The organism is Brevibacterium sp. 239c (assembly GCF_900169365.1).
GTDB lineage: Bacteria > Actinomycetota > Actinomycetes > Actinomycetales > Brevibacteriaceae > Brevibacterium.
Genome location: NZ_FXZH01000001.1, coordinates 164,690 through 188,457 on the forward strand (window position 1 = coordinate 164,690; position 23,768 = coordinate 188,457).

Here is a 23,768-nt window from a genome sequence, read left to right on the forward strand (position 1 = left end):
AATAATAGAGGTCCGAAATAGGCAATAGAAAGCACAATTCGGGCGAACATATGTTCGACACGCCGAAGTCGCTACTGTTCAAGCGCTTGTCAGGTGAGTATTGCCGTGCAAATATGAAAACATCCTGTTGATCGGATCCACATGATCAATGAGAACCGAATAGGCAGCAAGGAGAGAACGCATGAATACAACTACCATCATCTGGATAGTCGTAGCGATCGTCGTTATTTTGATTGTCGTCGGCATCATCATTGCGGTCAGTCGTAAGGCCGCAGCTAAGAAGCGTGAACACCAGCGCAAGGAAGCAGCACGGATCCGTCAAGAGACCGCCGAGTCCGAGCATGAAGTCCATGCCCGCGAAGCGGATGCCGAGCACCGCAAGGCCGAAGCGAAGAAGGCTGACGCCGACGCAGAGGTTCAGGCCGCGGAAGCAAAGCGCAAGGCCGCCGAGGCGGAGAAGATGGACGCAGACGCCGCTGAACGCGATCGTCTGGCCCAGGAGACGCGCCTCGAACAGGAACGTAAACTCAAGCACGCCGATGAACTCGATCCCGACGTGGACGCCCACGGCAACCGCAAGGCCGCACCCGGTACAGCCGCAGATGCCGGTGCGGGAGCTGCCGCAGGCGCAGGCGCCGGAGCAGTTGCCGGTGATGACCGGGCCGGACACGACCGCCCCCACGATGACCGTCCGGTATCTGACGGTCGTCCGGTTGCGGACGAGCGTCACGCGGGACACGACCCTCGTGTCGCCGACCAGCCTCCTGTCGACGACGGACGCCCTGTTGACGATGGCCGGCCCGTTGTCGATGATCGTGGTGCACCACGTGAACCGGAAGGTGACCCTCGATTCGCTGAGGATCAGGGACAGCGTGAAGGCGTCGACGGAGTACGAGATCCTCGTGCGCCTGAGAATGACTCCCGTCTGACCGATCGCAGCTACGATCCCAGAGCCACCGAACAGAGAACGTTCGAGGACCCGGAATCGCCGCGACACTGATAACCCCAGCGGCACTGAAAAATCCCCACTCTCCGACAGGCTCAATGTCCCGTCGGTGAATGCCCACCGAGAAACATGTAAAGAAGGGTCAGGACAATGGCAACTATTCTGTGGATCATCGCAGCACTGCTCGTCATTTCAGGCATCTTCGCAATCTTGCGGAAACAGCTTGTATGGGGCATCGTCCTCATCGTCGTCGGCTGCCTCGTCGGCCCAGGTGGAGTGAGCATCTTCGGCTGAGGTGCCTGCTCCGATCTCACTTCGGGGCAGGTGAACAGAGCGGCGCCTCAACCCTTCGTGGGTTGGGGCGCCGCTCTGTGCTGACTAGGAATTCTAGCTTCGACCCAGTCGAGGGCGATCAGCCGTTGAGGTGCTCGATCGCGTAGTCGGCCTGTGAGGAAGTGAACTGCTCGCCATGCTCGCTCGTCAGCTGATCGTGGATAGCGTCGGGAGACATTGCCATGTTGTCTTGGTATGACTTGGCCTTCTCCAGAGCATTCTGGTTCCAATCCGCGTCGACATTGTCGATTCCGTATTGTGCTGCATCAGCAGAGAACTGTTCTCCGTACTCGCTCGTCAGCTGATCGTACAAGCCGGCCTTGCTCATGTGCATCATGTCCGAGTATGACTGCGCTTTGGTCAGTGCCGAGCTGTACTCGGCAGGAACGCTGGAGTCTTCCTCTTCTTCGACGACCGGCTCGTCCGCTTCAACGGGGGCCTCGACAGGCTCATCTTCGACAGGAGCATCGCTCGCGGACTCTTCGGCAGCTTCTTCTTCTGCCGGTTGGTCCGCAGCAGGCGTTTCTTCCGCAGCTTCGTCCGGATCTTCCTCTGCGACAGCCTTCTTCGCTGGTTCCTCGATCGCTGCCGGCTCGGCCTCTGCGCTCGACGCAGGATCCGCAATCTGAGTCGATGGCGATGATTTCGCTGACAGCGTGCCGATGAAGATGCCCAAGGCGATGACGACTCCGGTGACGATCCACGCGAGCTTCTTATGCTGCTGGTAGCCGTGGAGTGGCATTCCACGTTTGTCCTTCTGCGCTCCGGACAGGGTGAGGATGAGGTCCACCAGGATCCAGATGCCGAAACCGCCGAAGGTGATGAGCGTGAGGATTCCGGTGCCGATCTTTCCCAGGTAGAAACGATCGACTCCGAGCCCGCCTAAGAGCCAAGAGAAAAGCCATGTTGCAATGAAGGATTTCTGTCCGGCGTTTTGCTGAGGCGGAATCCACGTACCCATATAAGTGGTCTCGGGCATCTGCTGCTGTGTCATTATCACTTCCAGTGTGTGAGCGAGGTTGCAATTACAGAAATAGTATATCTAATCATTGAACATTAAACTACAAATTTGAAGTGAGGTTGGACACTGCTCCTCTTCCCGCCGAATGGCATTCCCTCTAGGCTGACGGGTGATTGCCGTTGTTATGTACCAAGCTGCTATCGGCTCAGAGAGGAACTGTCATGTCGGAGTCACGCCCACCCTTCCCACCATTCACTGCCGAGACCGCGGCACAGAAGGTACAAGGTGCCGAGGATGCGTGGAACACCCGCGATCCGCACAAGGTGTCACTGGCCTATACCCGGGATTCGGTGTGGCGCAATCGCGATGAGTTTATGACCGGTCGGGAGGAGATCGTGGCCTTCCTGACCCGGAAGTGGGAACGTGAACTCGACTATGCGCTGCGCAAGAGCCTGTGGTCCTACAGCGATAACCGCATCGCGGTGCGCTTCCAGTACGAATACCATGACGCTGCGGGCCAGTGGTGGCGCAGCTACGGCAACGAGCTGTGGGAGTTCACCACCGCTGGCCTCATGTCTCGGCGGGAGGCGAGCATCAATGATGTATCCATCACCGCGGAGGAACGCCGCATACTCGGCCCCCGTCCCAGCGGAGAACAGGGAGCGGACATCGATCTGCGCTGACGGCGGGCCACCTCGGCGAGGGTGCGGTCTCGGCACAATCTCGACCTAGTCCCCGAGCAGTCCTCGGGGTACAGAAAAACCACCGGTGATCACGACTGTGAAAGTCGTGCTCACCGGTGGTTTTCAGTTCGAGCACCATCACACGACGATGGTCGTGCAGGTCAGTTCGAGGGGGAGCGGGTCTCCGCGCTGAGGAACCATGCCTGCTGCTCGAGCGAAGCGATGAACTCATGGAAGATGTCGGCCGTCGTCGGGTCGGCCTCGTCGACTTCGTCATGAACCGTGCGCATCGTGGCGACCGTGGCTTCCACGGCTCGTACGCTGAGGTCGATGGCGTCATGAGTCGTGACCTCGCCGGCAGGGAACTCCGGCAGCGAGGACTGCTCGGCGACGACGCTGGGTCGACCGTCAGCGGTGGCATGCAGTGCCCTCATGCGTTCGGCGATGCTGTCAGAGCCGGTGCGGGCGATGTCCACAACCTCGTCGAGGTTGAGGTGCAGGTCGCGGAAGTTGGGGCCGACGATGTTCCAGTGTGCCTGTTTGGCGACCAGCTGCAGGGCAATGAAGTCGACGAGGACGGACTGCATGTTCTTGGCCAGAGCTGGGGAGGCGGTGAAACCGTGCTCCGCATTTTCGGCCGTGGTGGTCTTCGTTCCGGCTGGCTGGGGTACCTTGACTGATTGAGCCATGATTCGTTCCTCCTTGAGCAGTGCAACGATGTGCCGTATCCGGGCACCTGGTGCCGACCATAGACCCGATTCTTGGGTATGAGGTTAACGTTTCCCAGAATCGGCAACGGATATACTGAACCGTTATGGGATCCGCTTCGCGCAGTCTTCGTCACGGCATCGATCGTCTCCGTTCCATCGCGCCATGGGCTGTTGCCGGTGCGGCCTGTGCCGTGCCGCTCACGGTGGGCGCATCTATGGCAATCGACCTGCTGCAGAAACGTGATCGGGAACAGCGGGAAGCGCCTCGGCCCGGGACCTTTCACGCGGACGTGGAAGACTCCCAGCTGGGCATCTTCACCGACGGCGAAACGCTGTATGAGGACATGCTCGATGAGATCGATTCGGCCGCGGATACGATTCAGATGGAGACGTTCATCTGGAAGAACGATGAGATGGGTCAGAAGTTCATCGACGCGTTCAACGCCGCAGCCGAACGCGGTGTCACCATCCACCTCATCTACGATGGATTCGCCAACCTCTCCATCCCACGTTCCTTCTATGAGCAGCTGTCTCCGCGCATCAAGGTTCTGCGACTGCCCACCGTGGCGAGGAAGTTCTGGAAGGGGCCGCTGCGCTACTCGGGTCTCAACCATTCGAAGATCCTCGTCATCGACAATCGAGTTGCCTATGTCGGTGGTTTCAACATCGGTTCGCTCTACGCTCGCCACTGGAGAGACACTCACCTCAAGGCGGCTGGCCCCGGCACTTGGGGGCTGCGCCAGGCCATCTCTCAGGTGTGGAACCAGTACCACGACTCCGATGAGCAGATTCCCTGGGTCGCGCCGACCGCCTGGGAATCCAAGCTGCGGGTCTCGGCCAACCAGCCAGTCCAGCTGATCTATCCGATTCGGTCGATGTACATCAACGCCTTCGAACGTGCACAGGAGCGCATCTGGCTCACGACCCCGTATTTCATCCCGGATCAGCAGCTGCTCAGCGCACTGATCGCTGCCGCTGAACGCGGAGTCGATGTCAGGGTCATGGTTCCTCAGGAATCTAACCACATCCTCGGCGACTATCTTTCACAGGGATTCTTCGAACAGATGGTGCGCTCCAAGGTGACCGTTCTGCTGTACGCGGCGTCGATGATCCACGCGAAGATCGCGACGGTCGACGGAATCTGGTCGACGGTGGGCACGGCGAACATCGACCGGCTCTCACTGACCTTCAACTATGAGACCAACGTCGAGGTCATCGACGACAACTTCGCCGCTGAGATGGAGAAGGTCTTCCTCAAGGATGCCGAACATTGCGAAATCCTTGGCCCGGACTGGTTGGATCGTCATGCTCTGACCCAAGCCGCCGAGTGGGTGCTGAAGCCCATGCGCCCGTTCCTGTGAGGCACTGAAACTTCATTTGAGGCACTGAAGCATCGTTCGCGGATAGGGCGACTCGTGAGTGCTAACTGGATTCAGGTGCTTGATTGGATTCAGGTCAGGAGCTCGGTGAGCGTCTCTGCTTCCTCGGCACACACGGCGCACCCCGCCAGGTGTACGTCCATGGGCACGTCTCGATAATTCGGATCTGCCAGCGTGTGCTCGACGTATTCGTCGATGCGGGCGAAGCACTCATCACATGACAGGTACGGGTCCGTGTCTGTGAGCAGCCGAGCGATCGCGTCTGAGGTCAAGGGCTGGTGCGGGTCGGTCATGACGTCCTCCTATCGGGGAGTGCCTCGAGATGACCGGAGGCGGTGAGCGCCTCGCGCAGCCGTTTCCTGGCATCGTGGACATTCTTGTACAGCGCATTGCGAGTGGTGCCCAGCCTCTGGGCCAGAACATCGATGGGCACGTCGTCGATGAGCAGGGCGATCATGATCTGCCGTTGCCGAGTCGTCAGTGCCGTGGACAGGGCAGTGCGGACCGCGCGCGCGAGGTCGGCGCCCTCGGCGCGGCTGGCCGGCCCATGGTCAGGATCGACGAGCGGCAGTGTCTCCGACAGGGTGACCTCGCGGTGACGCCACGCCTGCCGGCGCACGGCGACACCTGCCTGCAGGATGCCGAATTTGAACACCCAGGTGCTGAATCTGCTGCGCGCTTCGAACTCGCGAAGTCTGCGCAGCACCGCGAGATGAGCATCGTCGGCGGCCTGCTGAGCCAGATCCTCCAGGTCGGTCGGCCCGGCCCCGGGGAGTTGATGCCGCAGCCGCCATACCTGCAGTCGGGTGGCCTTGAGCAGCAGCTCGTGCAGTCTGCGCTGAGCCGCGAGCCGCTGCGGCGTCTCTGGCCCAGATTGACCTTCACTTCGTGCAGGGTCCAGAGAATGGGGCTCGCCGAGGTGGAGGTGCCAGTTGTCATCGTGCACACAGTCAGGGACAGAGATGGGTACATCACTCACGATCGTCATTGTGCCACCACCTGGCGAAGCAAAGAAGGGTCATAGTTCTTTGGTGTCAGGTAGGGGAGGAGATCTTACCGGCATCGGCGAAATAGTTTTCGGCAAAACAATTTCTCTCACACGGGTAAGACGTACAGGAGGCGAAGACACCAATTGAGTACAGAAGGCCATCAGGCATTCTCCGCTCATTCGTGAAGGGAAACGCTCATGTCACACAAAATCGCCACCCCCGCAGGCACCGGATCAGGCGCTGGGCCAAATTCTGGGGCCACTTCCGGAGCCATTGGTCTCAGGTCGCATCTGGGAAGTGATCGTGCCTTCTTCCTGCTGCGCACGATCTTCACTGTCGCCCCGATCCTGTTCGGCCTCGACAAGTTCTTCGGCCTGCTCACCAATTGGGACAGCTACCTGGCACCGTGGATTGATGCGATCCTGCCGGGAACCGCCCATCAGGCCATGCTCGCCGTGGGCATCATCGAGATCGTCGCCGGCATAGTCGTCGCCGTGGTTCCGAAGTTCGGCTCGCTGCTGGTCGTGGCCTGGTTGGCCGGGATCATCATCGACCTCGTATCCATGGGACAGTTCTTCGACATCGCCCTGCGTGACTTCGGTCTGCTCGTCGCTGCTCTGGCCCTGGCCGCGCTTGCCTTCGACCGTTCACGGAAGGTGAAGGCCGCCTGACTGCTGCACCGACGGTCACAGCTAGCCGGTCACAGCCCGCCCCATCACGATCCACCTGTTCACAAGCCGGCTGTTCACAAGCCGTAGGTGGTGTGCTTCTCCTCCTCGTCGACGAGGAGGGTGAAGACATCGGGGCGGGCATAGTGACCACCTGCATCGAAGTCGAACTTCGCCTGGGCCAGCTCGTCGAGGTCGATCTCGGCGAGAAGGAGTCCGGCACCATCGCATTTCGGCCCGGCGAGCACACGACCTAAAGGCGAGACGATCATGCTGCCGCCGGAGATCAGCGTTGTGTCACGATCTTCGCCCTGAACGGGATGGACATCGTCGGGCAGGTCGCGGCGTTGCAGGTACTGGTTCGCACTGATGACGAAGCACCGTCCCTCCAGCGCGATATGGCGCATGGTCGAGCCCCACACCTCCCGCTCGTCGACGGTGGGCGCGCACCAGATGTCGACGCCCTTGGAATACATGGTCTGGCGCAGCAGCGGCATGTAGTTCTCCCAGCAGATCGCCGAACCGACGGTGCCCAGCTGCGTCTCGATCGTCTCCAGTGTCGATCCGTCACCGCGGCCCCAGAGGTAGCGCTCTGCGGCCGTGGGGAGGAGCTTGCGGTGCTTGGCTGCTAAACCGTCCTCGGGGGTGAAGAACAGTGAGGTGCAGTAGAGAGTGCCGCCGTCACGTTCGATGACCCCGATGACGATGGTGAGCCCATGCGTGTTCGCAGCCTCGGCCAGGGCATCGGTCTCAGGACCGGGTACGGCAATCGCGGAGTCGAAGTAGCGTTGGAACTCCTCCCGGCCCTGGGACGAGCGGGAACCTACCGTGATACCGAAGTCCAGACCCTTCGGATACCCGCCGAGGTAGGCCTCAGGAAGCACGACAAGTGAAGCTGACTGCTCCGCGGCCTCACCGATATAGGCAAGTGCCTGTTGGAGTGTGGCTTCGGTATCGAACAGTGTGCTGCCGGCCTGAATAGCGGCAACGGTGAACTTCGACATATGAGGCTCCTTCGATTCGTGGCATCCGACGAGTTCGATTCGTGACACCCGACGAGGTGGTCAGCACCTGCCGTCATCGTCTCACCGGTGACCGGATGAAACCAGGGCGAGCTCGCGGTGAAACCACGATGAAACCGGTGGCGTGAACACTGAGGGCATGCAGAACACACGAACCGACCCAGCGGTCCAAACCAACGACACCGCCACCTCGGCGGTACGCATTCGCGGACTCGTCAAGACCTTCGGCGACTACACCGCTGTCAACCACATCGACCTCGACATCCGCAGGGGAGAGATCTTCGGCGTCCTGGGCCCCAATGGGGCCGGCAAGACGACGATGATCAACATGCTGGCCACGCTGCTGCCCATCGATGACGGGAGCGCGGAGATCTTTGGTGTTGACGTCGCCCGCGAACCCCATAAGATCAGGCAGCTCATCGGAGTGACAGGACAATACGCCTCGGTGGACGAGAAACTGACCGGACGCGAGAACCTCCAGCTGATCGCCCGACTCCAGGGATTGAGCAGGACCGCGGCACGCTCCATCGCCGTCGAACTCCTCGAGGAATTCGGGCTCGGCGCTGCCGCCGACAAACCGCTGTCGACGTTCTCCGGCGGCATGCGCCGACGCCTTGACCTTGCCGCCAGCCTCATCACCCGGCCTCCTCTCATCTTCCTCGACGAACCCACCACCGGACTCGACCCCCGCACCCGCAACCAGATGTGGGAGACGATCCGCAACCTCGTCGCCGGTGGCGTCACCGTGCTGCTGACCACGCAGTACCTCGAAGAAGCCGACCAACTGGCCGATCGCATCGCCGTCATCGATCGTGGACAGATCGTGGCACAGGGCACGCCCAACGAGCTCAAAGCCTCCATCGGCGGCTCCAGCCTGCAGCTGATACTCAGCGAGGCCGGCGAGGAAGAGCAGGCCCGTGGTGTCATCAGTGAGCTCTTCGCCGGCGACGTCGTCCACGTCCCGAACGCTGGAGCGATCACGGTCGCCCTGCATGACGCCAGCGATGCTGCCACCGTGCTGATGGCCCTGCGTGAGCATTCGATCGACGTCGTATCGATCAATGTCCAAGAGCCCAGCCTCGACGATGTGTTCCTCACCATCACCGGCGAAACCGCCACTGAAGCAGACAGAGAAGAGATCTCAGCATGAGCACCACAAAGACCGCGCCGACCACCCACGCCGCACGCCGTGCACCCATCGGCCCGGTCAGCACCGACACGAGCCAGCTCTCGGCCCGCCCAGGACCCGTCGATACCTGGAATCAGACCATGGGTTTCGCTTCCCGTGCGCTCAAGCGCATGCGCCGCGAACCCGAGCAGTTCTCCGACGTCGCCATCCAGCCGATCCTCTTCACTGTCATGTTCGGCTTCATCTTCGGCGGCGCCATCAGCGGCGACATCGCGAATTACCTGCCGCTCATGGTTCCGGGAATCCTCGCGATGACCTGCCTGACCGCGAGCATGGCCACCGGCGTGCAGCTGCGCGAAGACATGGACACCGGCATCTTCGACCGCTTCCGCACCTTGCCCGTCGCCCGCATCGCGCCCCTGGCGGGGCCGATGGTCGCCGACCTGGTCCGCTACGCGATCGCCGCATCATTGACGTTCCTGACCGGGATCGCCATGGGCTACCGACCCGAAGGCGGTGCCCTCGGCGTGATCGCAGCGATCATCCTCGTCGTCGTCACCGGTTGGTCGCTGTCCTGGGCATTCGCCTACATCGGCACCGTGGTCCGCTCCGCCCAAGGCGCCCAGGGCATCTCGATGATGATCCTCTTCCCGCTGACATTCCTGTCCAACGCCTTCGTCCCTGTCGAGTCTCTGCCGAACTGGCTCCAGTGGTTCGTCACCATCAACCCGATCTCACACGTCGTGTCCGGGGTCCGCGACCTTGCGAACACCGGTGCCGTGACCGCCGAGGTGGGATGGGCGCTCGTCGGATGCGCCGTCGTCATCGCGATCTTCGCTCCGCTGGCGCTGCGGTCCTACCAGCGCAAGTGATCATTAAGGGTGTGCGCGATTTCAGGACCTGCGTGAGTGGAGACCGTTCACGGTGTGCACAGGCGACCGTTCATGGTCTGGGCGCAGTCGTGGAGCCTGACGATCACCTCGGCAGAGGCGAGGTCTGCGAGCGTGCGGGTCTCGGATTCCAGCAGAGCTATCTGGTCCGTTGTCAGGCCATCGGCCAGGGTCCGCCAGTTCAAGGAGGGGAAGCCTCGGTTGTAGCTGAGCCTGTCCGCCAAAGCCATCAGCGTGGCAATCTGATCCTCATCGACGCCCCCGCGGTGGTGTCCCCACGCCGCAAGCGCAAACGCGACGGTACCCAGCACCGGGAAGTCATAGTGACCCCGGTGCTGGGCCGTTGCGCGTTCTGCCTTGTCGAGCAGGACCAGATACTTCTGCTCCGCGTCCCGAAACGCATTCTCCCTCTTCTGCTCGTCCACCTCGGCGGGGGAGCAGCGGGCACGGACAGCCGTGCTCACCGCGGCACTGACGAGAATCCACGGGTCGAGGCCATCGCTGGTGGGAACACCAGGCAGGGACGCATGGTCACTTCCGGCCTCCAGCGCACGATCGAGCAGAGTGAGTCCTTCGTCGACCCGACCGCGCATGAATGCGAGCTCGGCCCGACCTAACATGAGCATGTACCGATGACGGTAGGGCTCGTCATGGTCATTCGACATCGCGAGCGCATCGAGTTCGGCTTCGGCCGCAGCCATCTCGCCGAGGTTGAGGTGGGCGAATGCGAGCACCGACCGGCATTCGACGGTGTCACCCAGATCATTCAGCGTCGGGAGCGCGATCCGGGCGTGCTCGAGCGCCTCAGCGAAGTTCCCGAGCTGCAGATGCAGCTGAGACAGAGACTCCCGGTAGCGCGTGGACAGCCATGGCGGATCGTCGGCACGGATATCGGCCATGGCATCTTCGAGCAGCGTGATCGAGGTGCCGACCTCACCCGCGTTCTCCTTGATCCCGGCGAGGAACGGCGCCGCCAAAAGCCGTGTGAAGCGATCGTCTGATTCGCTGAGCGCGTGAAAGCGGGCAAAGTCCTCCGCTGACTGTCCTGGCTCTTCTGCTTCGATGATCGCGATGCCCAGGCGGGCCAGGGCGCGGATGAAGGGCTCGTCCGAGTCCGGACCCAGCTGCTTGAGCACACGCCGTGTCTCGGGAAGCTCATGCCAACGCGGGAGCATGCCCCACGTGGTCGTCTCGACTGCGAGAACCTGACGAGTCATCTCCGCGAGGTGATCGGGCATCGTCCAAGTCGAGAGGAACCGTTCGATGAGGTCGAAGTGCGTGACGATGTGGATGTGCTCGCCGGTGACCATCCAACACGGCAACAGGGCCGCGAGCATGGTGACCGTGTCATCGTCCCGACGATCGAGGAGGCGGCGCAGGACGTGCACGAGGTTGTGCTCCTCGGAGCGCAGAACTCCGACCGCACGCAGCTGAGCAGATCCCATGATGTCGGGGACCGCTTCGGCGCAGAGGCTGATCGCCCAGTTGTCGACGGCGGCCTCAGCCTGCGCGCGCCCGCCTGACTCGTCGAGTTTGAGCAGACCGTATTCGCGGATCGTCTCGAGCATGCGGAAGCGGACCTCGTCACCGCGCTCGATGACCGTGATGAGCGATTGGTCGACGAGGTCGGTGACGGAGTCGAGGGGGTTGACACCACGGAGGGGGCTGGTGACTGCTGGTTGTGTCGTACGGGAGCCGAGCACCGCCTCGGCACAGTCGGCACTGAACGCATCGGGCAGGAGCGCAAGATGGGCCAGTGCCCGGCGGGAATCCTCGCCGAGCAGCTGCCACGACCAATCGATGACGGCCGAGAGCGTCTGGTGGCGCGCCGGTGCGCTTCGATCACCACCGCGCAGCAGTTCGAATCGGCGGGCCACATTGTCGAGGATTGTTTCAGGGGAGTGCGTGCGCGTGCGTGCAGCCGCGAGCTCGATCGCCAGCGGTAGGCCGTCGAGGTGCTCGACGAGTTCGGCGACGACCGGCCGGTTGAGCGTGACGCTCGGGCGCACGGCACACGCCCGCTGGGTGAAGAGCTCGATGGCTTCGGTACCCGGGAGCTGATCGAGGTAGTAGGTATGCTCGGCGGTCAGGCGCAGCGGAGTGCGGCTCGTGGTGAGGATGCGCAGATCGGACACCGCCGAGAGCAGGTCGCTGACGAGGTCCGAGACTGCGCCGACGAGGTGCTCACAGTTGTCGAGGACGAGCAGATTGGGCCCCATGCTCAGCTGGGCGACGATGCGAGACTGCAGGTCGGGTAGAGGAGTCTGGCGGTCGATGCGCGAAATCGTCTCCCGCACCTGCAGGGCTTCAGCCACGGCCCCCATGACCTCATCGGGTTGGCGGACGGCGGCGAGCTCGACGACGCGCACATGCGGCAGGGGACTCAGCCGCGCCAGCTCTTGGGCCAGGCGGGTCTTGCCCAGGCCGCCGGGGCCGACGATCGTGACGAGCCTGGCAGACGAGAGAAGACCGGTGACCCGGTCGAGGTCGTCGTCGCGGCCGAGCAGGCTCGTTGCCGGATAACGCACGCCGGAGCGGACCGGGCGGTCCAGAGCGAGGAGTTCCTCGTGGACGGCCTGCAATGCGGGCCCCGGTCGTGAACCGAGGTCGTCGGCCAAGCGGGTCTGGATATCGGCGTAGGCGTGGAGAGCGGCGGGCGTTCCCTCCGCACCGGCGAGGGCACGGAGGTATTCGGCGGTGAGCTCTTCGTCGAAGGGGGCGGACTCGTGGAGTCGGGTGAGCTCGGGCAGGGCCTCACGGTGGCGGCCCTGCTTCGACGTGGCGAGAGCGATGACGCGAACGGCACGGGAATCGACGTCGAGGTCGATGGCAGTGCGAGCCAGCTCGAGCGCTCGGGTGATGTCACCGGAGGTCAGTGCAACCTCGGCGTCCGTGGTCAGAATGTCGAGAGCCCAGAGGTCGATGTCATCGGTCGGCAAAGCCAACCGATAGCCGGTCGCGGTGCGTTCGATCGCCTCGGCTGTGGTTTGGGTCCGGGTTCGGGAGACGAGGATCTGCAGCGCTTTGCTCGGGTGGTCGGGTGGATCATCGGCCCAGATGGCGTCGATGAGGGCGTCGGCGGACAGACCCCGGGGCCCGGCCTCGGCGAGGGTGAGCAGCAGTGCCCGCAGGCGCTCGCCCGGGATGGGTCGCGAACACCAGGAGACGGTGTTCAGAAGTTTCAGCCGGGGGTCCACGTGTCCCAGTTTACGGAAGCTCGGACGAATCGGTGACCCGTGGGCGCTGTCGAACGCCCTCACCCGAGCTCACCTGCGCTGTTAGGATGCTCATATGGCTTGGCAGTACTGGACCGAAGCCCACCGACAGGGATGTTGGAGGGAGGTGACGACCCCTCATACAGGTGCTGAGACCGGGGCCGACGGACAACAGATGATGCGGGTCCGCACAACTGCCTCGGCCGTGTCGAAGGGGACCGAAACACTGGTCCATGCCGGCCGAGTGCCACCACGAGTCGCAGAGCTCATGGCCGCCCCACACCAACTGGGTGATTTCCCCTATCCTGTCTCCTACGGATATCTCACTGTCGGCGTCGTCGATGAGGGCCCGGCCGCATGGATCGGAAGGCGCGTATTCGGGCTGCTGCCCCACCACAGCCATCACCTGGTGACCCCGAACGATGTTCATCCGATCCCCGAGGGCATCTCCGACCATCGGGCGCTGCTGGCCGGAGCCGCAGAAACCGGACTCAACATCCTGTGGCAGTCACCCCCGTACTACGGGGACCGAGTGGCGATCATCGGTGCGGGCATGATCGGAACCGCCACCGCGCTGCTGGCTTCACATCTTCCGCTCGAGCGCCTCGAAATCATCGAAACCAACCCCGTACGGCGCACCTTCCTGACCCGTCTGGGACTGACTGCTCTCGCACCCGAAGATGCCGGAGATGACTGCGATATCGTCATTCACACCTCAGGGAGCGAAGGAGGTCTGGGGCGCGCCCTCGAGATCGCCGGCGATGACGGGACTATCGTCGAAGCCTCGTGGTACGGGGACACAGAGCCCCAAGTGGCACTCGGCTCTGATTTCCACGCGAGGCGACTGGCGATCGTCGCCAGCCAAGTGGGCCAGATCCCGGCCGGACACCGCGCGCGGAGGACCCGCAGCGAGAGACTGGGTGCCGCACTGAGCGCACTCCACGACGACCGCTTCGACGCCCTCATCACCGGAACTTCGGGGTGGCAGGACCTGCCATGGCTGATGGACGAACTCGGCAGCGACACTGCGCTCTCGACAGCCACCCTGTGCCATGTGCTCGACTACGAAGAAGGATCCTGAATGTTCACCCTCAGCGTCAACGACCACGTCATGATCGCCCACAGTCTGCCGCACGAATTCTTCGGGCCAGCGCAGGCTCTCCACGGTGCCACCCTCGCAGTCGAGGTGACGTTCACCCGGGAGGAGCTCGACGAACATCGTGTCGTCCTTGACATCGGTGAGGCTCTGGCGCTGCTCGACGAGGCCCTGACACCGCTGCGGTACACGAACCTCGATGAGCATCCCGATTTCGCAGGCCGTCTGTCGACGAGCGAGGCGATCGCCGAATACATCGGCACCGGCCTCTCCACTTCCCTCGCAGACCGTCCCGAGATCGGGATCACGGTCCACCTGCGCGAGAACCCGCGCGCTGCGGTGTCCTTTACCGTTGCGAATCGGCCGTGACCTACACCCTCATCGAACCGGACCTCGGCCGCACCAGCGGGGGACTGCGCTTCAACTCCGAACTCGCCGCCGCGGCCGAGGGGCGGATCGAGCGCATCACCGCGCCTGGAACCTGGGCAGAACCCGCGGGCGAGGATGTGGCCAGGTTGCGCCAGCTGGTTGCACGATGTCAGGAAGCCGGCGATGCTGCAGCTGGGCGGGACCGCCCGGTCCTCATCGACGGGCTCATCGGATGCAGCCTCCCTACACCTCTGCAGGGTCCGATCGTGATCCTCCAACATTCGCTGGCACAGACACCTGCCGCTGCCCGTCGTGAAGCCGTCTGCCTGCGGTCCGCATCCGCTGTGGTGACGACGAGTGCATTCGCCGCCGCCGAGGTGGCCCGGAAGTACGGCATCACCGCCGAGGTGGCCCTGCCCGGAACGCATCCACGTTCCGTGACGCAACCCGGTTCGCCAGCCCACCTCATCTGCCTCGCAGCGATGGAGAACAACAAGAACCAGCTGTTCCTCGCACACGTCTTTCAGGAGCTGAGACGACGCGGCATCACCGATTGGCGTTGCACCTTCGCCGGGCCCATCACCGACACCGACTATGCCGCGGACGTGCGTGATGCACTGAGTGGACTGAGCTCGGTGGATTGTGTGGGCGAACTCGACGGTGCCGCCGTCGATGAGCTCTACCGGCACGCGGACCTGCTTCTCCTGCCTTCGAAGGCCGAGACCTTCGGGATGGTCGTGCGCGAGGGCGCCGCCGCTGCTATTCCTTCACTCGTGAGCGCGGGCACCGGGGCACAGGAGGCTCTGGTTGCCGGGCACGCACTGGAACTGGACGTCCCCACATGGGCAGATGCCCTGGGACGGTGGATGAGAGACGCGACCTACCGAACCGAACTTGCAGCCACGGCGCTCGAAGCTAGGGAATCCTCTGTGCACGGGTGGGACGAGACTGCGCGCACCATGCTCTCCGTCCTGGAGAGCGTCTCATGAACGCCGCAGAACCGGACTGGCTGGATCTGCGGGTGCCCTTCGATGATGCTGCACGACAGTATGCACTTCCGCTCCTGGACAAGGCGGCCCGCGCGCTGAGCCTCGACGCAGAACGACAAGTCGGCACAGAACGACCACTGGTCGTCATCGACCTCGGAGCCGGAACCGGCAACTCCATGCGCTTCTTCGACCGCCACCTCGCTCAACGACTGCCGGAGCGTCCTCTGCACTGGGTGCTCGTCGATGCCGATGAGTCCGCACTCGAGATCGCGGCCGGCAGATTTGGTGCAACGGTGCGCACGGTGGCGGCCCCAATCTCCTCCCTGCCGGCCATCGCTGCCGAAGTGCTGGATGAGGTGGCGACGGAGGTGGGCACAGCCAGCCTGACGGAGGTGGGCACAGTCAAGCCAAGGGGCGAGCGGCGAACAGCAGCCGCTGCGTCGCCAGATTCGTGTGATCTCCTCATCACCGGCAGCGCTCTGCTCGACGTGCTCACACGCGAGGACTTGGCGACCATCGTCGAGACGCTGCATCGCTTCTCCGGGGCCGGGCTCTTCCTGCTCAGTATCTCCGGGCAGTGGCGTCTGAGGCCATCACACCCAGATGACGATACCCTCGACGAGGCATTCGGTCGCCACCAGCGCCGCGAATCACGCCTCGGCACCCACGCAGCGACGGTGCTGGAGACGATGGCGCGCAGCACAGGTGCACGAGTGGAGACATCGGCCAGCCCCTGGCAACTCGAAGCACCAGGGGACGCGGAGTTCCTCACCCGATTGCTCACCGAACGCGTCGATGCCGCCATCGAGGAGGAACCCCGTCTGCGGGCGAGGGGCCGGGCATGGCTGGAAGACCGGTGGGCACAGTCTGGGCTCCGCGTCGTCATCGACCACACCGATGTGCTCATCGACGCCACGGACCAACGTGGCCCGAGGAGACCTCAGTTCAACCCTAGGAAAGGTGAGCCGAAGCGATGAGGAAGATGTGGGCGCGGCGCGGGCTCATGCTGCTCATCACCGTCGTCCTGCTCGTTCTCACCGCTCGCATCGTCGGGGTCCAGGCCCTGCTCGAAGGCGGAGAGGTGGTCACGCCGATGACGGTCCTCGCGGCGCTGGTCCTCGGACTGCTCGCCACGACCGCCCAGGCCATGCGGTTCTCTCTGCTGCTGAAGCAGACCGGAACACAGGTGACTCGGCGCCGAGCCCTTGCCGACTGCTACTCGGCCGGTCTGCTCAACACCCTCCTGCCCGGTGGACTGAGCGGAGACCTGGCTCGTGTCGCCGCCTACCGCAATACCGGGCCACGCCGGTGGCTGTCTCCGCTGACCGTCGTCGGTGCCGAACGGCTGAGCGCAACCGCTCTGCTCTTCATCACGGCCACGCTCGCTCTTATCCCCGTGGCCCCGGCCTTCGCTTGGATCGCCGCAGCTGTTGCCGTGGTCACCGGGGTTCTCTCAATAGTGGGCATGCGGGGGATGACAGCAGCAACCATCGGGCTCGTGTGGCTGATGGCGGCGGTGACCATCGGGTCCTTCCTCGCCCTCTACCTCATCGCGATGTTTGCCCTCGGAGGTCCCGTGATCCCGGCGCTCGCCGTCGTCGGCTTGGCAGCGATGAGCATCCCACTTGGCGTCGGCGGCTGGGGAGTGCGCGAGGTCAGCGTGAGCATCCTTGCCGGCAGTCTCGCGAGCTCGGTCGAATGGGCGGTCACCTCATCGGCGGGCTACGGTCTCCTGGCCGCTATCTCAACACTGCCAGGCGCGATCACCCTCATGGTCAGGCTGTGGAGGCGTCACCAGGAGAGCGATCAGCATTCTCCGTCGACCCGCCGCTCGCCGACTTGCTGAGCAGGTATTCGGTGCACATGTCCTCACCGAACCGGTAGCGGCGGAACGGGCGGCGCAGCGCTTCAGCCATGACCTCAGTGCCCTCGAAGCGGATGCCTGGGACACCATTGCCGATGAGTACGGGCGCCGAGGTGAGGAACAGTCGGTCGAGCACGCCGGCCGAGAGGAACGATGACACCGTCCGTCCGCCGCCCTCGACAAGGATCGATCCCGAGGCATGCTCACGAATGAGCGAGATGATGGTGGCGGGAGAGATCTCACTGTCCGCCGTCGCCGGCAGGCGAACCATACGGACGTGGTCGCCGATGTCCTTTGGGGGGACAACCTCGGCGCCGGTGAGCCACAGCGTGGGAGCCTCGGGCGAGGTGAGGACGGTCGCTGTGGCCGGGATCCGACCGTGGGGGTCGAGGATGACGCGGACGGGGTTCTTCCCGGGGACGGCACGCACCGTCAGCTGGGGATCGTCGGCCACGACCGTGCCGCAGCCGACGAGGACGGCACCAACAGACGCTCGGACCCGATGGAGATGGGCGCGGTCGATCTGCCCGGAGACGAACTGTGCGTCACCATTGGACGTCGCGATGAAGCCGTCCTCGCTCTGGGCCAGCTGTGCGACGACCTCGTCACCACCGGCGATCGTGTCGTAGACGGCCAGCGTGTCCTCTTCGACGACTGTGCTGATTGTGCCGACTGTGCTCGCGGTGTCCTCGGTGTTCGCCTCCGTTGTGTCGACGTGTGGGTGCTCGGCAGGGGCGATATGGTTCATAAGGCGGCGTTTGGCCTCGAGGTATCCGGCGCTCTCCGGCCGGTCCGGCACCTGGAGGCTGAGGCGGTCGGCCACCGTGATGGACATGCCCTCAAGGGCGGTGACCTTGCTCGGGTTCGAGGACAGCAGGGTGATCTGCGGGCAGTCGAGATCGTGAAGGATCGCTGCCGCCGCCGTGTAGTCCCTTGCATCATCAGGCAGGTTGAGAGCACGGTTCGCGGCGACGGTGTCGAGACCGGCGTCCTGGAGGGCGTAGGCGCGCAGCTTGTTCTCAAGTCCGATCCCGCGGCCCTCATGCCCGCGCAGATAGATCAGAATACCGGTGCCGGCGTGAGCAATGGCGGCGAGCGAAGCAGAGAGCTGGTCACCGCAGTCACAGCGATGCGAGCCGAGGGCATCGCCGGTGAGACATTCGCTGTGGACTCGCACGAGGGGAGCATCCACCGCGGCCGGGTCGCCGATCGACATCACTGCGTGGGACGTTCCATCGTGAGTGTAGGTGCGGAGAGTGAAGAGCCCGTGGACGGTGGGCAGCTTGCTCGGCGGCCCGCCGACCAGGACGGTTGAGTCCGTGCTTCTGTGCAAGGCAGTCATGGTCCAAGTCTACGTACAGGCAGGCGTTCTGAGTCTTCTGCATTCCCCGAAACAGCTTCTGCCTTCTGCGAAGCAGGCTGGAGCCGGACGGAGTATTCTGCATGTCTGTGGGTGGTGCCTGGCGTCAAGGTTCCGGCATGTCGCTCGAGCCATACGATGTCGCGGCCGAAGGAGAACACGAGTGCAGCGAGGGCGATCACTGCACTCATGATGCCGAGACTCGGATTCGCCAGAGCCACTGGTGATCCAGCGGTGAGGAGGAGGATTCCTTGGCTTGCCGCGATCGTTTTACGCAGGGCCGAGGGCGGCAGCTGCTGCTGTCTCCAGGCGGGCCGCAGCAGAGCTGCCCCGCGGAAGAGATAGTAGAAGGTGCCTGGCAGAACAACCCACCATCCCCAGATAGGGACGAGTGCGACGGAGAGGACGAGCACAACGAGAGCATCGACGGATTCGTCGAAGTCGGCCCCCGCCGAGGTGGCTCCGGTTCGCCGTGCCACGTAGCCGTCGCAGGCGTCGAGGATGAGCGCCAGCCCACCGACGACGATCGCCGTCCACGAGAAGCCATCATCGCGGATGACGAGGGCGGTGAAGACCATGATGAGTCCGAGCCGCACGGTCGTGACGTCGTCGGCTGGCCGCCACGTCTCAGCGCGGAGCAGACTCCGTCCGGCGCCGAGGCCGAAGAGTGTGAGCACGATGAGAATCGTTGACCACTGCGGATGGAGCGCCGCAGAGATCAGGGTCGCAGCGCTGAGCATGGCCAGCGGCGAGAGGAGACGGAGGCCGGGAGACGTTCCGGAGGAGTGGGAAGAGCGCATGCTTCCGTTCTACCAGAGTTGAGGAGGCTGTCAGCGGGCGACAGCCCAGCCTGTGGCTATCACGATCAAATCTATGACGATCACCGCCATGGAGGAATAGGATGCGAAGGTACCCTTCTGCCGATCGAATCGAGGCTGTGCACGTGAGTGTGCCATTCCAACTCCATGACCAGCTCGTCGCTTGGCGACGGGACTTCCACCGGTTCGCAGAGCCGGGATGGACGGAATTCCGGACCACCTCGGCGATCATCACAGTCCTGCGTGATCTGGGCTGGGACACGGTCTACGGACCTGAGCTCCATGAGGCAGATGCCCGGTTGGGCGTCCCCAGTGCAGAGGTGCTCGCTGTCGAACGCGAGCGGGCTGTGTCGCAGGGAGCCGACTCAGAATTGGTCGAGGTGATGGGTGACGGGTTCACCGGTGTTCTGGGCGTGCTGGAGACCGGGCGCCCCGGACCGGTCGTGTGCTTCCGCTTCGACATCGACTCGAACGACTTGGTGGAACTGGCCGATGAGACGCATCGGCCCTTCTCCGAAGGATTCGCCTCCATCAATGACGGTGCCATGCACGGCTGTGGCCACGACGGCCATGCCGCCATCGGATTGGGTCTGGCCACGACGCTGACGAAGCTTCAGAACGAGCTGAGCGGGACAGTGAAGATCATCTTCCAACCCGCCGAGGAGGGTGTGCGTGGCGCTCATTCGATTGTGGCCGCGGGCTGGTTCGACGACGTGGACCTGTTCGTCGCCACCCACCTGAAATCCGATGATGGGAAGGGCAATGTGCTCACCGGGTCCGATGGATACCTTGCCAGCACGAAACTCGACGTGACCTTCACGGGTGTTGGCTCTCATGCAGGAGGAGACCCGGAGAAGGGTAAGAACGCGCTGCTCGCGGCCGCCTCGGCGACGTTGAACCTGCATGCGATTCCCCGGCACTCCGAGGGCGCCAGCCGCATCAACGTCGGCACCTTCCAAGCTGGTGAAGGGCGTAACGTCGTGCCGCGGACGGCGACGCTGCGCGTCGAGACTCGGGGCGAATCGAGCGCGATCAACTCGTTTATGTATGACAGAGCGCAGGACGTCATTGCCGGTGCTGCCCGGATGTATGACGTCGATGCTTCGGTCACGGTGGTCGGGAAGGCGGACCAGGAGTCGCCGAGCCCGGAGCTCTTGCCCTATATCCGCACGTGCTTCGAAGGCGTCGACGGAGTCGCCGAGATCAGAGATGCCGGTGGTCTGGGCGGATCCGAGGACGCGACCGCGATGATGAAGCGGGTCAAGGAGCGCGGCGGCCTGGCCACCTACGTCCAGATCGGTATGGATACCTCGTGGGGCCACCACACCGAACGCTTCGACGTCGACGAGGACATGCTCGATGTTGGAGTGGAAGCTGAGGCCGCTATTGCGATTGGTGCGGGGGAGTTCCTGGCTGGGCTGAAGTGACCAGAGCACGGGCAGTCGTAACAGCGGAAACGGCATCGGATAAACTCATGTGAATGTCGAGAATTACCTGCTCAGCCCTGAGTTCGAAGGTCGTCACCGCGGATGCAGCGGCTGTTCACATCGGCCACGGCGATCGCGTCGCCATGAGCGGGTTCACCGGTTCGGGGTATCCGAAGGCTGTGCCCGGTGCCATCGCCGCGCAGGCTCGCACCGAGCATGATCAGGGTCGTGACTTCGGCATCGAGCTGTGGACCGGTGCCTCGACCGCACCGGAACTCGACGGTATCCTCGCCGAGGCGGGAGCTGTGAGTAAGCGACTGCCCTTCCAGTCGGACCCGGCAATGCGGAAGTCCATCAACGCGGGCGACACCGAGTACGTTGATACCCACCTCAGTCACTCCGCCCAGCAGGCCTGGTTCGGCTTCTATGGCAACCTCGATGTCGCTGTTGTCGAAGTCGCAGCGATTCTGCCCAATGGTCTGCTGGTCCCCGGCAGCTCAGTGGGCAATTCGAAGACCTGGCTCGACCTGGCCGACAAGGTCATCCTCGAGGTCAACTCCTGGCACCCACGCGCCTACGAGGGATTCCACGACGTCTACTACGGCACTCGCCGGCCACCCGAGCGTCTGCCCATCCAGCTCCTGGAACCCATGCAGCGCATCGGCGACCCCTACCTGCGTGTCGATCCTTCCAAAGTAGTTGCCATCGTCGAGACCAAGGCGCCAGACAGGAATCTGCCGTTCAAACCCGCCGACGAGGACTCGAAAGCCATTGCCTCCCACCTCGTGGACTTCCTGCGCCATGAGATCCAAGCCGACAGGCTGCCTCCCGAGCTGCTGCCGCTGCAGTCGGGTGTCGGCAACGTCGCCAATGCCGTCATGGGCAATCTGGCCGACAGCGAATTCGAAGGCCTGACCGCCTACACGGAGGTCATCCAGGACGGGATGCTCGACCTCATCGACAACGGCAAGCTCGCCTCTGTCTCGGCGACGGCCTTCTCACTCTCGGCCGAGCGCGCCGCCGACTTCAACGAGAACATCGAGTCCTACAAGGGGCGCATCCTCATGCGCACACAGGAGATGTCGAATCATCCGGAAGCCATCCGCCGCCTCGGCGTCATTGCGATCAATGGGATGGTCGAGGCCGACATCTACGGCAATGTGAACTCCACCCACGTGATGGGCTCATCCATCATCAACGGCATCGGCGGGTCCGGCGACTTCGCTCGCAACGCCTACCTCAACTTCTTCGTGTCGAACTCGATGGCCAAGGACGGAGCGATCTCCTCCATCGTGCCCTTCTCCAGCCATATCGACCACACCGAACACGACACCCAGATCCTCGTCACCGAGCAGGGGCTGGCCGATCTGCGCGGTCTGTCCCCGGTCGCGCGAGCACGCAAGATCATCGCCAACTGTGCGCACCCGAGTTACCGCGACCGCCTCGGCGACTATCTGGATCGGGCGATCGCAGAGAACCCGAACGGACGTCATACCCCGCACCTGCTGGGCGAGGCTTTGTCCTGGCACGGGAACTTCCAGGCCAACGGGAGCATGTGAAGCCTGCCTGTGAGGGTTGCAGATCCAATGTGCCGAACTATTCGTCGATGCCGCACCATTCGGCGATGAAGAGCGCCATGGATTTCGTGCATCTACGCACTGATTCGATGCTCACTCGTTCGTCGAAGCCGTGGATGTTCTCCGAGACAGGGCCGTAGACCAGAGTCGGCATATCGCCGTAGTTGACGAAGACGCGACCATCGAGATAGCCAGGAGTGGTGAAGCTCGTGAGCTCCGCACCGAACGCCTCTCGGTGGGTGCGTTCAAGCAGCTCTTCGGCGGCGCTGCCGGGTTCGAGGACATAGCCGTCGGCGTAGAAGCCGTTCGGTGTCAGCACCGTGTCGAAGGTCGGGCGTGATGGGGAACCGACGACCGTCGACCGTCCGGCTCCAGCATCTCTCACGCACTTCTCGACCTCGGCCCAGGCGTCGTCGGCTCTCGTACCCGGGTAGGTGGCGACGCGGACCTGGAGTTCACACCAGGCCGGCACGCTTGATGGCCAGTCGCCCCCGCGGATCTCACCGAAATTGAAGTTGATCGGGTGGTCGAGGTCTTCGAAGTACGGGTGCTCGCTTTTCCTATCGTTCCATGTCTGTTCGAGGACGCGCAGAGCCTGCATCACTTCGAAGGCGGCATCGATGGCGTTGAAGCCGTTGGCCATCTCGCGTGGGTGCGTGGGATTGCCGCTGACCCGGACCGTGAACCACAGGACGCCGACGTTGGCTCTGACCAGGGCATCTTCCTCCGGTTCCGAGATGATGACCGCGTCTGCGGTGTAGCCGCGCAGCCAGGCGGCCAAGGACCCGTTTCCGGTGCATTCCTCCTCGACGACGGATTGCAGGTGGACCCGACCGGTGAGGTCGAATCCGGCCCGGCGGACCGCGTCGAATGCGAACAGATTGGCGATCAGTCCGGCCTTCATGTCACCGGCACCGCGGCCATACATCCATCCATCTCGCACCTCGGCGTCCCAGGGTGAGCGCGACCATTTGTCCTCCGGTCCCTGCGGCACGACATCGATGTGGCCGTTGAGGATCAGGGACTTTCCGCTGTCTCGGGCAGGCGTATAGGTGCCGACGATATCGGTCATCCCCGTGTAGTCGACGGTGGAGGGGCCGAAGCCAGGGTGGGCCTCCAGCTCGGGCGAGTCGATGACCCACCGGTCGATATCGAGGCCCAGGTGCTTAAGGTGGGTTTCGATGAGATCCTGCGCAGGTTCCTCATGCTCACGACGTGAGGGGGAGCTCACCAGTTCGGCGGTGGCCGTCAGCTGGTCATCGAACGCGGAATCGACCGCTGCAAGGATTCGTTGCTTGGCGTCGTTGGTGATCATGGGTTCTCCTTCGAGCGCAGCTCGTTTT

At 63.4% G+C, this 23,768-nt stretch carries 23 protein-coding genes; 14 read left to right on the plus strand and 9 right to left on the minus strand.

Features of this window, described 5'->3' with window-relative positions; all coding sequences use genetic code 11:
• The first annotated feature begins 181 nt into the window (after positions 1-181).
• Entirely contained in the window at positions 182-1,000 is an 819-nt protein-coding gene (locus tag BSP239C_RS00770) for a hypothetical protein (protein WP_101569709.1), read from the plus strand.
• A gap of 96 nt (positions 1,001-1,096) precedes the next feature.
• Positions 1,097-1,240, plus strand: coding sequence for a GPGG-motif small membrane protein (locus BSP239C_RS20640; protein WP_180958869.1), 144 nt, complete (start codon positions 1,097-1,099; stop codon positions 1,238-1,240).
• A 118-nt stretch (positions 1,241-1,358) separates the two neighbouring features.
• On the opposite strand, the gene BSP239C_RS00775 is transcribed toward BSP239C_RS20640, so the two are convergent.
• Positions 1,359-2,273 carry an Ltp family lipoprotein gene (locus tag BSP239C_RS00775; RefSeq protein WP_101569710.1) on the minus strand — a complete coding sequence of 305 codons (915 nt, stop codon included), beginning with the start codon at positions 2,271-2,273 and terminating at the stop codon, positions 1,359-1,361.
• 188 nt (positions 2,274-2,461) lie between these two features.
• Here BSP239C_RS00775 and BSP239C_RS00780 point away from each other — a divergent pair, with 188 nt between their 5' ends.
• A complete protein-coding gene (locus BSP239C_RS00780; RefSeq protein WP_101569711.1) occupies positions 2,462-2,923 on the plus strand; it encodes a nuclear transport factor 2 family protein in 462 nt (153 codons plus the stop codon).
• Between the two features lie 161 nt (positions 2,924-3,084).
• Here BSP239C_RS00780 and BSP239C_RS00785 read toward each other — a convergent pair whose 3' ends face one another.
• Entirely contained in the window at positions 3,085-3,612 is a 528-nt protein-coding gene (locus BSP239C_RS00785; RefSeq protein ID WP_101569712.1) for a Dps family protein, read from the minus strand.
• Between the two features lie 125 nt (positions 3,613-3,737).
• On the opposite strand from BSP239C_RS00785, the gene BSP239C_RS00790 reads away from it, so the two are divergent.
• Positions 3,738-4,994, plus strand: a complete 1,257-nt coding sequence (locus tag BSP239C_RS00790) for a phosphatidylserine/phosphatidylglycerophosphate/cardiolipin synthase family protein (protein WP_101569713.1) — start codon at positions 3,738-3,740, stop codon at positions 4,992-4,994.
• An 89-nt stretch (positions 4,995-5,083) separates the two neighbouring features.
• On the opposite strand, the gene BSP239C_RS00795 is transcribed toward BSP239C_RS00790, so the two are convergent.
• Positions 5,084-5,305, minus strand: a complete 222-nt coding sequence (locus BSP239C_RS00795) for a hypothetical protein (protein ID WP_101569714.1) — start codon at positions 5,303-5,305, stop codon at positions 5,084-5,086.
• Positions 5,302-5,991 carry an RNA polymerase sigma factor gene (locus BSP239C_RS00800; protein ID WP_219618820.1) on the minus strand — a complete coding sequence of 230 codons (690 nt, stop codon included), beginning with the start codon at positions 5,989-5,991 and terminating at the stop codon, positions 5,302-5,304. The genes BSP239C_RS00795 and BSP239C_RS00800 overlap by 4 nt, the downstream gene beginning before the upstream one ends.
• A 207-nt stretch (positions 5,992-6,198) precedes the next feature.
• On the opposite strand from BSP239C_RS00800, the gene BSP239C_RS00805 reads away from it, so the two are divergent.
• A complete protein-coding gene (locus BSP239C_RS00805) occupies positions 6,199-6,672 on the plus strand; it encodes a hypothetical protein (protein WP_257929986.1) in 474 nt (157 codons plus the stop codon).
• Positions 6,673-6,746: 74 nt separating this feature from the next.
• Here BSP239C_RS00805 and BSP239C_RS00810 read toward each other — a convergent pair whose 3' ends face one another.
• Positions 6,747-7,673 carry a carbon-nitrogen hydrolase family protein gene (locus BSP239C_RS00810; protein WP_101569716.1) on the minus strand — a complete coding sequence of 309 codons (927 nt, stop codon included), beginning with the start codon at positions 7,671-7,673 and terminating at the stop codon, positions 6,747-6,749.
• Between the two features lie 157 nt (positions 7,674-7,830).
• On the opposite strand from BSP239C_RS00810, the gene BSP239C_RS00815 reads away from it, so the two are divergent.
• The gene (locus BSP239C_RS00815; protein ID WP_101569901.1) at positions 7,831-8,841 is read left to right on the plus strand and encodes an ATP-binding cassette domain-containing protein; all 1,011 of its coding nucleotides are present in this window, start codon (positions 7,831-7,833) and stop codon (positions 8,839-8,841) included.
• The gene (locus BSP239C_RS00820; protein ID WP_101569717.1) at positions 8,838-9,692 is read left to right on the plus strand and encodes an ABC transporter permease; all 855 of its coding nucleotides are present in this window, start codon (positions 8,838-8,840) and stop codon (positions 9,690-9,692) included. The genes BSP239C_RS00815 and BSP239C_RS00820 overlap by 4 nt, the downstream gene beginning before the upstream one ends.
• A gap of 47 nt (positions 9,693-9,739) precedes the next feature.
• Here the strand turns inward: BSP239C_RS00820 and BSP239C_RS00825 are convergent, their stop codons facing one another.
• Entirely contained in the window at positions 9,740-12,907 is a 3,168-nt protein-coding gene (locus tag BSP239C_RS00825; RefSeq protein WP_180958870.1) for a BTAD domain-containing putative transcriptional regulator, read from the minus strand.
• Between the two features lie 145 nt (positions 12,908-13,052).
• On the opposite strand from BSP239C_RS00825, the gene BSP239C_RS00830 reads away from it, so the two are divergent.
• From BSP239C_RS00830 to BSP239C_RS00850, 5 genes are read left to right on the plus strand one after another with little or no spacing between them, the layout of a single operon-like run.
• A complete protein-coding gene (locus tag BSP239C_RS00830) occupies positions 13,053-14,006 on the plus strand; it encodes a zinc-binding alcohol dehydrogenase (protein ID WP_101569719.1) in 954 nt (317 codons plus the stop codon).
• Positions 14,007-14,390 carry a 6-carboxytetrahydropterin synthase gene (locus BSP239C_RS00835; RefSeq protein WP_101569720.1) on the plus strand — a complete coding sequence of 128 codons (384 nt, stop codon included), beginning with the start codon at positions 14,007-14,009 and terminating at the stop codon, positions 14,388-14,390.
• Positions 14,387-15,379 carry a glycosyltransferase family 4 protein gene (locus BSP239C_RS00840; protein WP_101569721.1) on the plus strand — a complete coding sequence of 331 codons (993 nt, stop codon included), beginning with the start codon at positions 14,387-14,389 and terminating at the stop codon, positions 15,377-15,379. The genes BSP239C_RS00835 and BSP239C_RS00840 overlap by 4 nt, the downstream gene beginning before the upstream one ends.
• Positions 15,376-16,356, plus strand: coding sequence for a class I SAM-dependent methyltransferase (locus BSP239C_RS00845; RefSeq protein WP_101569722.1), 981 nt, complete (start codon positions 15,376-15,378; stop codon positions 16,354-16,356). The genes BSP239C_RS00840 and BSP239C_RS00845 overlap by 4 nt, the downstream gene beginning before the upstream one ends.
• Entirely contained in the window at positions 16,353-17,225 is an 873-nt protein-coding gene (locus BSP239C_RS00850; RefSeq protein WP_101569723.1) for a lysylphosphatidylglycerol synthase domain-containing protein, read from the plus strand. Before BSP239C_RS00845 ends, BSP239C_RS00850 begins: the two co-directional genes overlap by 4 nt.
• Here BSP239C_RS00850 and ribA read toward each other — a convergent pair.
• The gene (gene ribA / locus BSP239C_RS00855) at positions 17,155-18,585 is read right to left on the minus strand and encodes a GTP cyclohydrolase II RibA (RefSeq protein WP_101569724.1); all 1,431 of its coding nucleotides are present in this window, start codon (positions 18,583-18,585) and stop codon (positions 17,155-17,157) included. The two genes, BSP239C_RS00850 and ribA, sit on opposite strands and share 71 nt — an antisense overlap.
• Positions 18,582-19,403, minus strand: a complete 822-nt coding sequence (locus BSP239C_RS00860; protein WP_101569725.1) for a CDP-alcohol phosphatidyltransferase family protein — start codon at positions 19,401-19,403, stop codon at positions 18,582-18,584. The genes ribA and BSP239C_RS00860 overlap by 4 nt, the downstream gene beginning before the upstream one ends.
• A 143-nt stretch (positions 19,404-19,546) precedes the next feature.
• On the opposite strand from BSP239C_RS00860, the gene BSP239C_RS00865 reads away from it, so the two are divergent.
• Positions 19,547-20,848 carry an amidohydrolase gene (locus BSP239C_RS00865; RefSeq protein WP_257929987.1) on the plus strand — a complete coding sequence of 434 codons (1,302 nt, stop codon included), beginning with the start codon at positions 19,547-19,549 and terminating at the stop codon, positions 20,846-20,848.
• A 53-nt stretch (positions 20,849-20,901) separates the two neighbouring features.
• Complete coding sequence (locus tag BSP239C_RS00870; RefSeq protein WP_101569727.1) at positions 20,902-22,407, plus strand: acetyl-CoA hydrolase/transferase family protein; 1,506 nt, start codon at positions 20,902-20,904, stop codon at positions 22,405-22,407.
• Positions 22,408-22,444: 37 nt separating this feature from the next.
• On the opposite strand, the gene BSP239C_RS00875 is transcribed toward BSP239C_RS00870, so the two are convergent.
• The gene (locus tag BSP239C_RS00875) at positions 22,445-23,740 is read right to left on the minus strand and encodes an ArgE/DapE family deacylase (RefSeq protein WP_101569728.1); all 1,296 of its coding nucleotides are present in this window, start codon (positions 23,738-23,740) and stop codon (positions 22,445-22,447) included.
• Between the last annotated feature and the right edge of the window lie 28 nt (positions 23,741-23,768).

Excerpts from the sequence above, each read along its gene's own strand:
- BSP239C_RS20640 (WP_180958869.1), top strand. The coding sequence starts at position 1,097 with ATGGCAACTATTCTGTGGATCATCGCAGCACTGCTCGTCATTTCAGGC.
- BSP239C_RS00860 (WP_101569725.1), bottom strand. The coding sequence starts at position 19,403 with ATGCGCTCTTCCCACTCCTCCGGAACGTCTCCCGGCCTCCGTCTCCTC.
- BSP239C_RS00790 (WP_101569713.1), top strand. The coding sequence starts at position 3,738 with ATGGGATCCGCTTCGCGCAGTCTTCGTCACGGCATCGATCGTCTCCGT.
- BSP239C_RS00780 (WP_101569711.1), top strand. The coding sequence starts at position 2,462 with ATGTCGGAGTCACGCCCACCCTTCCCACCATTCACTGCCGAGACCGCG.
- BSP239C_RS00850 (WP_101569723.1), top strand. The coding sequence starts at position 16,353 with ATGAGGAAGATGTGGGCGCGGCGCGGGCTCATGCTGCTCATCACCGTC.
- BSP239C_RS00775 (WP_101569710.1), bottom strand. The coding sequence starts at position 2,273 with ATGACACAGCAGCAGATGCCCGAGACCACTTATATGGGTACGTGGATT.
- BSP239C_RS00810 (WP_101569716.1), bottom strand. The coding sequence starts at position 7,673 with ATGTCGAAGTTCACCGTTGCCGCTATTCAGGCCGGCAGCACACTGTTC.
- BSP239C_RS00820 (WP_101569717.1), top strand. The coding sequence starts at position 8,838 with ATGAGCACCACAAAGACCGCGCCGACCACCCACGCCGCACGCCGTGCA.
- BSP239C_RS00845 (WP_101569722.1), top strand. The coding sequence starts at position 15,376 with ATGAACGCCGCAGAACCGGACTGGCTGGATCTGCGGGTGCCCTTCGAT.
- ribA (WP_101569724.1), bottom strand. The coding sequence starts at position 18,585 with ATGACTGCCTTGCACAGAAGCACGGACTCAACCGTCCTGGTCGGCGGG.
- BSP239C_RS00795 (WP_101569714.1), bottom strand. The coding sequence starts at position 5,305 with ATGACCGACCCGCACCAGCCCTTGACCTCAGACGCGATCGCTCGGCTG.
- BSP239C_RS00815 (WP_101569901.1), top strand. The coding sequence starts at position 7,831 with ATGCAGAACACACGAACCGACCCAGCGGTCCAAACCAACGACACCGCC.
- BSP239C_RS00770 (WP_101569709.1), top strand. The coding sequence starts at position 182 with ATGAATACAACTACCATCATCTGGATAGTCGTAGCGATCGTCGTTATT.
- BSP239C_RS00805 (WP_257929986.1), top strand. The coding sequence starts at position 6,199 with ATGTCACACAAAATCGCCACCCCCGCAGGCACCGGATCAGGCGCTGGG.
- BSP239C_RS00875 (WP_101569728.1), bottom strand. The coding sequence starts at position 23,740 with ATGATCACCAACGACGCCAAGCAACGAATCCTTGCAGCGGTCGATTCC.
- BSP239C_RS00835 (WP_101569720.1), top strand. The coding sequence starts at position 14,007 with ATGTTCACCCTCAGCGTCAACGACCACGTCATGATCGCCCACAGTCTG.
- BSP239C_RS00870 (WP_101569727.1), top strand. The coding sequence starts at position 20,902 with ATGTCGAGAATTACCTGCTCAGCCCTGAGTTCGAAGGTCGTCACCGCG.
- BSP239C_RS00785 (WP_101569712.1), bottom strand. The coding sequence starts at position 3,612 with ATGGCTCAATCAGTCAAGGTACCCCAGCCAGCCGGAACGAAGACCACC.